Genomic DNA, 12,593 nt, shown 5'->3' on the forward strand with positions numbered 1-12,593 from the left:
CGATCCGGGCTGTTTTCAATTATAAAACAACAAGATGCGGCGTGAAGCTAACGCGCCTACAACTCAGGGGACCCTATGATCCGGGTTGAAAACCTAGTCAAATCCTTCGGCGGATTCCGCGCGGTCGATGGCGCGAGCCTCGAAATCGCGACCGGCTCGATCACCGGGCTGATCGGCCCGAACGGCGCCGGCAAATCAACGCTCTTCAACGTCATCGCAGGCGTGCACGAACCCACCGCGGGCCGTGTCACGATGGATGGCGAGGACATCACCGGGCTTGCCCCGCACGAGCTGTTTCACAAGGGGCTGCTGCGCACCTTCCAGATCGCGCATGAATTCCCCTCGCTCACCGTGCGCGAGAACCTGATGATGGTGCCCACCGGTCAGGCGGGCGAAACGCTCTGGAACACATGGTTCGGGCGCAAACACATCCGCGACGAGGAAGCGGCACTTCTGAAGAAGGCCGATGAAGTGCTTGATTTCCTGACGATCTCGCATCTCAAGGATGAAAAGGCGGGCAACCTCTCGGGCGGTCAGAAGAAGCTTCTGGAGCTGGGCCGCACGATGATGGTCGAAGCCAAGATCGTCTTCCTCGACGAGGTCGGCGCGGGCGTGAACCGGACGCTTCTGAACACGATCGGCGACGCCATCGTGCGCCTCAACAAAGAGCGCGGCTACACCTTCTGCGTGATCGAACACGACATGGATTTCATCGGCCGCCTCTGCGACCCGGTCATCGTGATGGCCGAGGGCAAGGTGCTGGCCCAGGGGTCTGCCGATCACATCATGGAAAACGAAGCCGTCATCGAGGCCTATCTGGGCACCGGGCTGAAGAACAAGGTCAAGGCCGAGGAAACCGCCGAGACCGCCGCCCATGAAGACCACGGCGCGCAGCCCGGTCTGGGCGATGAAGCCGGCAAAGGGGGTGCCCAATGAGCTATCTCAACGCCTCCAACATGACCGGCGGCTACGGCAAGGCCGACATCCTGCACGACTGCACGCTGACCGTTGAAAAGGGCGAGATCGCCGTGATCGTCGGCCCCAACGGCGCGGGCAAATCCACCGCGATGAAGGCGGTCTTCGGCATGCTCGGCCTACGCGAAGGCAAGGTCACCCTCGACGGGCAGGACATCACCGGCCTTTCGCCGCAGGACCGCGTCAAGAAAGGTATGGGCTTCGTTCCGCAGGTGAACAACGTCTTCCCGACCATGACGGTCGAGGAAAACCTCGAGATGGGCGCCTTCATCCGCGACGACGATTTCCGTGGCACGATGGATCAGGTCTTCGATCTGTTCCCGATCCTGAAGGAAAAGCGCCGCCAGAACGCGGGCGAGCTGTCCGGCGGGCAGCGTCAGCAGGTGGCCGTGGGCCGCGCGCTGATGACCCAGCCGAAACTGCTGATGCTCGACGAGCCGACCGCGGGCGTCTCACCCATCGTGATGGACGAGCTTTTCGATCGCATCATCGAGGTCGCCCGCAGCGGCATCTCGATCCTGATGGTCGAACAGAACGCCCGCCAAGCCCTTGAGATCGCGGATAAAGGCTATGTCCTCGTGCAAGGCGCGAACAAATACACCGACACTGGCGAGGCCCTTCTGGCCGACCCGGAAGTCCGCCGCACCTTCCTGGGGGGCTGAGGAATGGAACTCATCAACGCGCTTGTCGCGGTTACCAATTACGTCATCATCCCCGCCACCGCCTATGGCGCGCAGCTCGCGCTCGGTGCGCTCGGGGTCACGCTGATCTACTCGATCCTGCGGTTCTCCAACTTCGCCCATGGCGACACGATGGCCTTCGGCACCGGGGTCGTGATCCTGATCACCTGGGGCTTTCAGGCGATGGGGATCAGCTTCGGCCCGCTGCCGACCGCCCTTCTCGCCCTGCCCTTCGGCATCGCGGTCACCGCGGCGCTGATGCTCGGCACGGACAAGGTCGTTTACCAATATTACCGAAAAGTCAGGGCTGCGCCCGTGGTCATGGTCATGGTCTCGGTCGGCGTGATGTTCGTGATGAACGCGCTCACGCGCTTCCTGATCGGCGTCGACCAGATCAACTTCGACGACGGCACGCGCTTCGTCATCAACGCCCGGCAATGGCGCGAGATGACGGGCCTGCACGAGCCGCTGACGCTGCGCTCGACCCAAGTCATCACCGTCGTCACCGCGATCATCACCGTGGCCGCGTTGTTCTGGTTCCTCGGCAAGACGCGCACCGGCAAATCCATGCGCGCGTTTTCCGATAACGAGGATCTGGCGCTGCTGTCGGGCATCGACCCGAACAAGGTCGTGGCGGTCACCTGGATCATCACCGGCGCGCTCGCGACTATCGCAGGCACGCTCTACGGGCTCGACAAGTCGTTCAAAGCCTTCACCTATTTCCAGCTTCTGCTACCGATCTTTGCCTCGGCCATCGTCGGCGGCATCGGCAACCCGGTGGGCGCGATCGCGGGCGGCTTCGTGATCTCCTTCTCCGAAGTGGGCCTCACCTACGCGTGGAAGAAGGTCGCGACCTATCTGGTCCCGAGCTGGGAGCCGGACGGCCTCGTCCAGCTTCTCTCCACCGACTACAAATACGCAGTCAGCTTCACGATCCTGATCCTCGTCCTGATCTTCAAGCCGACCGGCCTCTTCAAGGGGAAAATCGTATGAGCAGCAATCGTCAGGCTGGCGAGACCAGCCGTCTCCGCGCCCCCCTCTTCTTCGCCATCATGGCCGCGCTCATCCTGCTCGAGGGCTTCACCTCCGGCTGGAACTCGGCGCTCGGCATTCTCAACATGGGGCTTCTGTCGGCGATCATGGCGCTCGGCGTGAACATGCAATGGGGCTATGCGGGCCTGTTCAACGCGGGCGCGATGGGCTTCCTCGCGCTTGGCGGCCTCGCCCCGGTGCTGATCTCCATGCCGCCCACCCCCGGCGCCTTCTCGGGCGGCGGTCCGGGCATCATGGCGGCCTTCTTCGTGGCCATCGTCGCGGTTCTCGCGGCGGTCTGGATCTGGCGCAATCTGCGCGGCAAGACGCGCGGCATCGCCGTGACCGCCGTGCTGATCGTCGGCTTTTTCACCTATCGCTGGCTGTTTGATCCGGCGGTCGAGGTGATCGAGGCGATCAACCCCTCGGCGCAGGGCAACCTCGGCGGGCTGGGCCTGCCGACGCTGATCTCCTGGCCCGTGGGCGCGGTTCTGGCCGCAGGGGCGGCCTGGCTGGTCGGCAAGACCGCCCTCGGCCTGCGCTCGGATTACCTCGCGATCGCCACGCTCGGCATCGCAGAGATCATCGTCGCGATCCTGAAGAACGAGCAATGGCTCGACCGCGGCGTCTTGAACGTCAACGGCATCCCGCGCCCCTGGCCGGTGCCCTACGAGATCGACCTGCAGAACTCGCCCGATTTCGTCGCGCAGATGCAGGCTTGGGGTCTCGATCCACAGCTGGGCTCGACGATCGCGGTGAAGCTGGCCTTCCTCGTGCTGTTCGTGATCGTCATCCTCGCGCTGATCTGGCTGACCGAGATGTCGCTGAAATCGCCATGGGGCCGGATGATGCGCGCGATCCGCGACAACGAGATCTCGGCGGCGGCAATGGGCAAGAACGTCACCCGCCGCCACCTGCAGATCTTCGTGCTGGGCTCGGCGGTGATCGGGCTTGCGGGCGCGATGATGATCTCGCTCGACGGGCAGATGACGCCGACCTCCTACAACCCGCTGCGCTACACCTTCCTGATCCTCGTGATGGTGATCGTGGGCGGTTCGGGCAACAACTGGGGCTCGATCCTCGGTGGCGTGCTGATCTGGTATGTCTGGGTCAAGGCGGGCGATTGGGGCCCGGATATCATGGGCGCGCTGGCCGCACCCTTCCCCGATGGCGGGCTCAAGGATCACCTGATCCAGTCGGCCCCGCATATGCGGATGCTCGTGATGGGGATCATCCTGCTGATGGTGCTGCGCTTCAGCCCGCGCGGGCTCTTGCCGGAGAAATAAAAATGAGGGGCTCTGCCCCTCGCCCGTTCCGGGCTCACCCCGGGATATTTCTTCCAAGCCGAAAACAAACGCGCGCCTCGAAAGGAGGCGCGCGTTTTTCGTTACTCCTCGCCGCCGTCGAATTGGGCAACGCGGGCGCCCGCCTTGTTCGTGGTGACGACGCCGAGCGATTTGAGTTTGCGGTGCAGCGCCGAGCGCTCCATGCCGACGAAATTCGCGGTGCGCGAGATGTTGCCCCCGAAGCGGTTGATCTGCGTGAGGAGGTATTCGCGCTCGAACAGCTCGCGCGCTTCACGCAAGGGCAGCGTGGCGAGCGCACCGCCCAGAACGATGCGCCCCTCATCCGCCGGGCCTTCCTGACCGGGCAGCTCGCGCGCCTCGATCGCGCCCGTGCCTTCGCCGAGGATCAGCACCCGCTCGATCACGTTGCGCAGCTGGCGAACGTTGCCGGGCCAATCCATCGTCTGCATCAGCGCCGCAGCCTCTTCCGAGATTTCACGCAGCGGCAGGCCCTGGGTCTCGTTGAACCCGCGCAGGAAATGATCGGCCAGAAGCGGCACGTCCTCGCGACGCTCAGAGAGCGGCGGCACCTCGATCGGCACCACGTTCAGCCGGTCGTAGAGCTCCTGCCGGAAAAGACCCTCGCGTATCTGCGTCATCAGATCGCGGGTCGTCGACGAGATCACCCGCAGATCGACGCGGACCTTGTCGGCCCCGCCGACGCGCAGGAATTGCTGCTCGGTCAGCACGCGCAGGATCTTCGACTGCGTGCCGAGCGGCATCTCGGCCACCTCGTCGAAATAGATCACGCCGCCATGGGCCTGTTCCAAGAGCCCCTTCTCGACGCCGCGCTCAGGGGTCTCGCGCCCGAACAGCACCTCTTCCATCCGGTCGGGTTCGATCGAGGCGGAATTCACGGTGATGAACGGCCCCGCCGCACGGGTCGAGAACTGGTGGATATAGCGCGCGGCCATCTCCTTGCCCGAGCCTGGCTCGCCCGTCAGCATCACCCGGCCGTTGGACTTGGTCACCTTGTCGAGCTGATCCTTCAGTCGCCGGAACGCCGCCGAGTCGCCGATCATCTCGCCCGAGGACATGTCGCGGCGTTTCAGCGTCGAGTTCTCGCGCCGCAGCCGCGCTGTCTCCATCGCGCGGGAGATCACCACCATCAGCTGGTCGATGTTGAAGGGCTTCTCGATGAAGTCGTAAGCGCCCTGCTTGATCGCCGCCACCGCGATCTCGATATTGCCGTGGCCCGAGATGATGATCACCGGCACGTCCGGGTTGTCGCGCTTGACCGTCTTGAGGATGTCGATCCCGTCCATCTTGCTGTCTTTCAGCCAGATATCGAGGATCATCAGCGCCGGTTCCTGCGCGTTGATCTCGTCCATGCACTCGTTGGAATTCGCCGCGAGGCGTGTCTTGAAGCCTTCGTCGCGCAGGATGTCGGCGATCAGCTCGCGGATGTCTTTCTCGTCGTCGACGATCAGAATGTCGCTCATGTCACTTCCCCGGGGGCTTCGCCCCTCTCCTTGATGGCTCTGAGCGCTGCTCGGGCGCGTGGGAGCCTGATTTCGGCGAGCGCCCCGCGATGGGCACCCTCTGCAAAGGCGGGCGCGTCGCTCAGGGTCAGCGTTCCACCATGTTCCTCAATGATCTTCTTGACGATGGGAAGGCCCAGCCCGGTGCCTTTCTCACGCGTCGTAACGTAAGGCTCGAACAGCCGCGAGCGGTCGGGCGGCAGGCCGATCCCGTTATCCGCGATATGGATCGTCACATGCTCGGGCGCGACCTGCATATCGAGGCGAACCTCGGGCGCGAAGCCTTCTTCCACGTTGCCTTTTTCCGTATAGGATTCAATCGCTTCGCCAGCATTCTTTACAAGGTTCGTCACCGCTTGCGAAATCATCGTCGCGTCCAGCTCGACGATCACCGGCTCGCTCGGGACATCCGTCACCAGTTTCGCGCCATGCAGGCTGTCTTGCTGCAGGGTCGCGGCGTCGCGCACCAGCTGTGCCAGATCGTGATCGGCGCGGTCGGGTTCCGGCATCCGGGCGAAGCGCGAGAATTCATCAACAATGCGCCGCAAGTCATTGGTTTGCCGCACAATCACGCCGGTGAGCTGATTGAGCGTCTCGAGATCTTCGCCCTCGGTCATCTTGCCGAATTTGCGCTTGATCCGCTCGGCCGAAAGCTGGATCGGCGTCAGCGGGTTCTTGATCTCATGCGCGATGCGCCGGGCCACGTCGCCCCACGCCGCCATCCGCTGCGCCGAGACCAAATCGGTCACATCCTCGAAGGCCACGACATAGCCCTCGGGCGTGCCCAGATCGTTGCGCCGCACCGCCATGCGCACCAGCAGGCTTTCCAGCCGCCCACCGCGCGAAACCCGGATTTCCTCTTGCGCGACCTCGTTAAGACCGTCTTGCAAGCGATTGTAAAGCCCGACAAATTCCGGAACGGCGGTCGAGAGCTCGCGGGCATTGTCACGCGCACTATCGAGCGCCAGCAAAGTCATCGCCGCCCGGTTCACGAAGTCTATCCGCCCATCGGCATCCAGCCCGATCACCCCCGAGGTTACCGAAGACAAAACGGAATCGAACATCCGCCGACGCTCCTCGGTCTCGCGGTGGTTCTCGATCAGGGCCATGCGCTGGCCCTTCAGTTGCCCGGTCATCCGGTTGAACGCCTCGCCGAGGGTCGCGATTTCGTCGTCGCCCTCGGCCTCGATCACCCGCGCATCCAGATCGCCCGAGCCGACGCGCTCTGCCGCGGCGGCAAGCCGTCCAATGGGGCGCGACAGGCGCTCTGCGAACCACAGGCCCATCCAGAGGGCGGCGAGGATTAGGATCAGCGCGAAGCCGAAATAGAGCAGCCCGAATTCGAAAATCACCCGGCCGCGTGCGCTCTCCAATTGCTGATAGAGCGTCACCGTCTCGCGCGTTTTATCGAGCAGCGCGAGGATCTGCCCGTCCACCTTGCGCGAGATATAGAGATAGCGGTCTACAAATGCATCGAGCCGGATCAGCGCGCGCAGTTCCGAGTTCGGCCAATCCTCGATCAGCACCGTCTCGCCCTTCTGCGCCTCGACGATGTCGCGCGGAGAAGGCTCTTCGTAATCAAAGAGATAGGAACGATCCCCGCGGGCTACGATCCGGCCCGTGCCGTCGATCACATAGGCCTCTTTCACGCCGCGCTGGATGCCCGCCTGCCCGGTGATCAGCAATTCGCGCAGCTCGCCATCGGACATGAAGGTCGAAGCCTGCCGCCGCAGATTGAGGAAATTCGAGAGCGCCCGGCTGTCCTGCACCAGATCACGCTTATGCTCCGACTGATAGGCCTCGGCGGCCTGAAGCGACGTGCCCACGACCGAGCGCACGCGATCCGAGAACCACCCCTCGAGACCGATATTCACCGTGAGGAACGCGAAGACCGCGACGAGGATCGTCGGCACCAGCGCGATGCCCGCGAAAACGCCCGTCAGGCGCAGGGTCAGCCGCGATCCGGCGGAATGGGCGCGCCTTGCGGCGATGATCTGCACCAGCCGCATCAGGATCAGACCGGCGAGTAGCAGGAAATAAACGAAATCGGCGAGCAGGATCAGGCGCAGCGCGGTGCTGTCCGCCCCCTGTCCCAAGGGCCCGAGGACTATAAAGGTCGCAATCGCGAGCGCCGGGCCCAGAACGACCAGACCGAAGGTAAACAGGTTGCGCACCCGCTTCTGGCGGCGAAAGCGCGCCAAACGGTCCCAGCCTGAGCGATATGCCGTGCTGCCCTGCACTAATGCCCCCTCATTCCAGACCGTGGCTCGCGAATCCGTGTGAACGGAAAAGCCACAGCCCCCTGTTGCGGGTTTACATCAGTTTGCGGCGGCGTGTCACCTGAATATCCAGATCGGTGATCTTTTTACGCAACGTATTGCGGTTGATGCCGAGCAGATCGGCACATCTGGCTTGATTGCCACCGGTCGCATCGAGCGCGATTTCGATCAGCGGAGCCTCCATTTCCTTCAAAATGCGGTCGTAAAGGCCAGGAGGCGGCAGCGTGCCGCCGTGAAGGTCGAAATAGCGCCGCAGGTGGCGCGCGATGGAGGCCGAGAGCTTCTCGCCCTCGCCGCCTTGGCGCAGCGGCTCGATCGCGGGCTGGTTGCCCAGCACGAATTCCGCCTCGGCGCGGGTGATTTCTTCTTCGGGCGAGGTCACCGCGAGACGGCGGATCGTGTTTTCCAACTGGCGCACGTTGCCGGGCCAGGAATAGGCGCGCACGAGTTGCAGTGCCTCGGGCGTGAAGCGGCGCAGCCCCAGCCCGTCGCGTTCGGCGCGGGCAAGGAAATGCTCGGCCAGAAGCGGGATATCCTCGACCCGCTCGCGCAGGCTCGGCACATTCAGCGTCACGCCGCCCAGCCGGTAGAACAGGTCCTGACGGAACTTGCCGGCCTCCATCAGCCCCGCGAGGTCGATCTGTGTCGTCGCCATGATCCGCGGCGCGGGATCGGGCAGCGCGTCGAGCATCCGCACGATACGCGCCTGCGTGTCGTCGTCGTAATCGCCAACCTCGTCGAAGACAAGCGAGCCGCCCTTGGCTTTCGCCACCAGAGCCGCCGGGCCGTCCGCGCCTTGCAGATCGCCCGCCTGCGCAACCACGAAGGGCAGCGTGCGGCGGTCGGAGAAATCGTGAATAGCTTTCGCGATCAGGGACTTGCCGGTGCCGCTCTCACCCGCGATCAGCACCGCGAGATCGGCATTCATCACCCGTGCGACAAGCCGGTAAAGCTCCTGCATCGCCGGGGTTCGCCCGACTAGGGGCAGATCGCCCGCATCGCCGCCGCCTTCGATCTCGCGCGGGGCGATCGGGCTACGGCGCTTCTGCTCCAGCGCCTTTTGTGCGCGCTTCATCAGGTCCGGCAGATCGAACGGTTTGGGCAGATAGTCGTAAGCCTCGGCCTCGGCTGCCTGGATCGCGGTCATGATCGTGTTCTGCGCAGAGATCACGATGACCGGCAGACCCGGGCGCTCCTCGGAGATCTTCGGCAGAGCCTCGAGCCCGTTTCCGTCAGGCATGATCACGTCCGAGATCACAAGATCGCCTTTGCCCTCTTCGACCCAACGCATCAGCGTTACCAGCGAAGCAGTGGCATGAACCTTACAGCCCGCCCGGGTCAGGGCCTGGGTCAGAACGGTGCGGATTGTGCGATCGTCATCCGCGACAAGTACGGTGCCGTCCATGGATCAGGCCTCCTTTGGCGCAACGGGAAGTGAAATGCGAAACCGGGTCTTCCCCGGGACCGAGTCGAGCGTGACCCAGCCGTCGTGATCGTTGATGATCTTCGAGACAAGCGCGAGACCAAGCCCCGTGCCGTTCTCACGGCCCGAAACGAAGGGCTCGAAGATTTCGTTGGAGATTTCCGGTGGAATGCCGGGGCCGTCGTCGATGATCTCGATCTGCAGCGGCAGAGGCTGCCCCGATCCATCGGCGCGACGCAAACGCAGGCTGTGTTCGTAGAAGGTCCGGATCTTGATTTCTCCGTTCCCTTCCGAGGCTTCTGCGGCGTTCTTCAACAGGTTCAGGAAGACTTGAGTCAATTGATCCGCATCGCCCAGTGTCGGCGGCAGCGAGGGATCGTAATCCTCCTTGATCGTCATATGCGCGCCGAAGCCGACGCCTGCGGATTTGCGCGCGCGATCGAGTACGTCATGGATATTGACCGCTTTCTTCTCGGGCGCGCGGACATTGCCGAACTGTTCGACCTGTTCGAGCAGCTTCACGATGCGGCGCGTCTCGTCGACGATTAAGTCCGTCAATTCAAGGTCTTCTCCGGACAAGTTCATGCTCAGAAGCTGGGCCGCGCCAGCGATCCCGGCAAGCGGGTTCTTGATCTCATGGGCCAGCATCTCCGCCATGCCGATGGCCGAGCGCGCCGCCGATTTCACGAGGCTCGCGCGGCCCAGCCGATCAGCCAGCTCGCGCGGCTCGATCAGCAGCAGCACCCGGTCGGGGTCTTCGCCCACGGGGGCGGCTTGCAGATTGCATTGCACCGGGGCTTTCTCGCCCGTCGTCAGCTCGACATCGTTAACGAAAAGCGAGGCGCGGTTCTTCCGAACCCGGTAGAAGATTTCTTCCAAAGGCGCGGAAATCGCGAGCCTTTCGCCGATCGCCTTACCTCTCAGCGCCTTGGCGGACAGGTTAAGGAACAGCTCGGCGGCCGGGTTCACCTCGTCGACAAGATCATCGCCATCGATCAGCAAAGCCGGGGTCGGAAGCGAGGTCCAGATAATGCCGGGGGCCGGAAGGTTCATGCGGCGCACCTTTCCCCGAAAGCGCGCTCGATCAGCGACAAGGTCGCCTCCGGCGTCTGGCTGACCATCATCTCGGCGCGCAGCGGCGCATTCGCCGCCTCGCAATACCAGCCCAGATGCTTGCGCGCGAGACGCAGCCCGAGATCACGTCCGTAGAAACTCAAGATCGCCTCGTAATGCTCTGAAATGTAATCGCAAAGCGCATTTCCGTAGGGAACCTGCGGCTTCGGCGATCCGAAGATTTCGTGCCCGATTTCAGCCAGCCGCCACGGCGCGCCCTGCGCCCCGCGACCGACCATCACACCCGCCGCGCCCGATTGCGCAAGCGCTGCGCGGGCGGAGCTCGCATCGACCACATCGCCATTGGCGATCACCGGGATCGAGACCGCGTCGACCGTCTCGGCAATCGCTTCCCAATCGGCGCTGCCCTTGTAGAACTGCATCCGCGTGCGGCCATGCACGACGATCATTTTCACGCCCGCAGCCTCGGCCCGGCGCGCGATCTCGGCTGCGTTATGCGTGTCGTCACACCAGCCCAGCCGCATCTTCAGCGTCACCGGCAGGTCGACCGCGCCCACCGTCGCCTCGATCAACCGCAGCGCATGATCGGGATCGCGCATCAGCGCCGAGCCCGACGCCCCGCCCGTCACCTTCTTGGCCGGACAGCCCATATTGATGTCGATGATCCGCGCGCCCATGTCCGCGACCATCTTCGCGGCCTCCGCCATCGGCTCGGGCTCGCGCCCGGCGAGCTGCACCGAGGTCGGCAGCTCCAGCCCCATCTCGACCCGTGCTTTCGCGCGCACCGAGGGTTTCGCAGTCAGCATCTCTCCCGACGCCACCATCTCGGACACGACGAGACCCGCGCCGAAACGCGCCACCATCCGCCGGAACGGAAGGTCGGTGATCCCGGCCATGGGCGCGAGAAAGACCGGCGGGGTCAGTGTGATGTCGTCGAGAACCAAAATCTTCGGCACGGAGGTGTCCTGTCACTCGTCTTCCTTCGAATTAGGCGTTTGACCAAAGAATCACAATTGCGTCCACCCCTTTTTAGGTGGGAAAATCAGCATCCGCCTATTTTTTAATCACCTAACTGTGGCCAGTTGTCACATCGCGCGACGTATCGCGTCCAGCGGCACCGATTGCGCAAAGCCGCGTCTTCGCCTAAGCCCTTGGGCGATCAGGGAGCCGCCATGAGCAACGCCATCATCATCGTCGCCGCCGGGCGTGGCACCCGCGCTGGCGGAGAAACCCCGAAGCAATGGCAGAGCCTCGCGGGGCAGCCGGTGCTGGCCCATACCGTTGCCGCTTTCAAAGGCATCGGGCGGATCGTGGTCGTTCTGCATCCCGAGGACATGACGCGCGGCATCGCGCAGTTTCAGGGCGAGGTCGCGCTTTGTGCGGGCGGTGCGAGCCGCGATGCCTCGGTGCGCAATGCGCTGGAGATGCTCGAGGGCTCGGGCGTCGAGAAGGTGCTGATCCATGACGGCGCCCGCCCGCTGGTGAGCCGCGCGGTGATCGACGGCGTGCTCGAGGCGCTCGACAGCGCACAGGCGGCAGCGCCCGCCCTGCCCGTGTCGGATGCGCTCTGGACCGGCGAGAACGGTCAGGTCACCGGCACGCAGGACCGCCACGGGCTCTACCGCGCGCAAACCCCGCAGGGCTTCGATTTCGACGCGATCCTCAGCGCCCATCGCGCCCATCCCGGCGGGGCGACCGATGACGTGGAAGTGGCCCGCGCGGCCGGTCTTTCGGTTGCGATCACGCGCGGCTCGGAAGACAATCTGAAGATCACCTACCCGGAGGATTTCGCCCGGGCCGAGAGACTGTTGGGAGACAAGATGGATATCCGTTTGGGCCATGGCTACGACGTGCACGCTTTCGAGCCGGGCGATCATGTGACGCTCTGCGGGGTCGCGGTGCCGCATGACAAGAAGCTCAAGGGTCATTCCGATGCCGATGTGGGCATGCACGCGCTGACCGATGCGATCTATGGCGCGCTGGCCGAGGGCGATATCGGACGGCATTTCCCGCCGTCGGACCCGCAATGGAAAGGCGCTGCGTCGGAGATCTTCCTCGATCACGCGGTGAAACTGGCCGAGACGCGGGGCTTTCGTCTGGGCAATGCCGATGTGACGCTGATCTGCGAGCGCCCGAAGATCGGCCCGCATGCCGCTGAAATGGCGCAGGCTCTCGCCCGCATCATCGGGATCGAGCCGGGCCGGATCTCGGTCAAGGCCACCACCTCCGAGCGTCTGGGTTTCACCGGGCGCGAGGAAGGCATCGCCGCCATCGCCACCGCCACGCTGATCAAGGAGTAACCC

Annotated in this window: 10 protein-coding genes; 5 read left to right on the plus strand and 5 right to left on the minus strand. The window is 64.0% G+C overall.

The features are described from left to right. The first annotated feature begins 75 nt into the window (after positions 1-75). The 4 genes from ACZ7GB_RS13240 to ACZ7GB_RS13255 are packed head-to-tail and all read left to right on the plus strand — an operon-like array spanning position 76 to position 3,973. Complete coding sequence (locus ACZ7GB_RS13240) at positions 76-936, plus strand: ABC transporter ATP-binding protein (RefSeq protein WP_078540797.1); 861 nt, start codon at positions 76-78, stop codon at positions 934-936. Further along, positions 933-1,637 (plus strand): ABC transporter ATP-binding protein, encoded by a 705-nt coding sequence (locus ACZ7GB_RS13245; RefSeq protein WP_078540796.1) that lies wholly within the window; start codon positions 933-935, stop codon positions 1,635-1,637. The genes ACZ7GB_RS13240 and ACZ7GB_RS13245 overlap by 4 nt, the downstream gene beginning before the upstream one ends. A 3-nt stretch (positions 1,638-1,640) precedes the next feature. Next, entirely contained in the window at positions 1,641-2,648 is a 1,008-nt protein-coding gene (locus ACZ7GB_RS13250; RefSeq protein WP_078540795.1) for a branched-chain amino acid ABC transporter permease, read from the plus strand. Further along, complete coding sequence (locus ACZ7GB_RS13255; protein WP_472159025.1) at positions 2,645-3,973, plus strand: branched-chain amino acid ABC transporter permease; 1,329 nt, start codon at positions 2,645-2,647, stop codon at positions 3,971-3,973. Before ACZ7GB_RS13250 ends, ACZ7GB_RS13255 begins: the two co-directional genes overlap by 4 nt. Positions 3,974-4,074: 101 nt before the next feature. On the opposite strand, the gene ntrX is transcribed toward ACZ7GB_RS13255, so the two are convergent. The 5 genes from ntrX to dusB form a co-directional block, all read right to left on the minus strand. After that, the gene (ntrX, locus tag ACZ7GB_RS13260) at positions 4,075-5,475 is read right to left on the minus strand and encodes a nitrogen assimilation response regulator NtrX (protein WP_078520784.1); all 1,401 of its coding nucleotides are present in this window, start codon (positions 5,473-5,475) and stop codon (positions 4,075-4,077) included. Further along, a complete protein-coding gene (locus ACZ7GB_RS13265) occupies positions 5,472-7,754 on the minus strand; it encodes a sensor histidine kinase NtrY-like (RefSeq protein WP_472159026.1) in 2,283 nt (760 codons plus the stop codon). The genes ntrX and ACZ7GB_RS13265 overlap by 4 nt, the downstream gene beginning before the upstream one ends. Positions 7,755-7,827: 73 nt before the next feature. Beyond that, complete coding sequence (locus ACZ7GB_RS13270) at positions 7,828-9,198, minus strand: response regulator (protein WP_078520785.1); 1,371 nt, start codon at positions 9,196-9,198, stop codon at positions 7,828-7,830. A 3-nt stretch (positions 9,199-9,201) separates the two neighbouring features. Then, positions 9,202-10,269 carry a two-component system sensor histidine kinase NtrB gene (locus ACZ7GB_RS13275; RefSeq protein WP_078520786.1) on the minus strand — a complete coding sequence of 356 codons (1,068 nt, stop codon included), beginning with the start codon at positions 10,267-10,269 and terminating at the stop codon, positions 9,202-9,204. Beyond that, positions 10,266-11,186: a tRNA dihydrouridine synthase DusB gene (gene dusB, locus ACZ7GB_RS13280; RefSeq protein WP_078550703.1), complete on the minus strand. Its 921-nt coding sequence runs from the start codon at positions 11,184-11,186 to the stop codon at positions 10,266-10,268. Before dusB ends, ACZ7GB_RS13275 begins: the two co-directional genes overlap by 4 nt. A 276-nt stretch (positions 11,187-11,462) precedes the next feature. Between dusB and ACZ7GB_RS13285 the strand changes: the two genes are divergently transcribed. Beyond that, entirely contained in the window at positions 11,463-12,590 is a 1,128-nt protein-coding gene (locus tag ACZ7GB_RS13285) for a bifunctional 2-C-methyl-D-erythritol 4-phosphate cytidylyltransferase/2-C-methyl-D-erythritol 2,4-cyclodiphosphate synthase (RefSeq protein WP_472159028.1), read from the plus strand. Positions 12,591-12,593 lie beyond the last annotated feature (3 nt).

Source organism: Thioclava sp. PTB-PU3-1 (assembly GCF_055666785.1).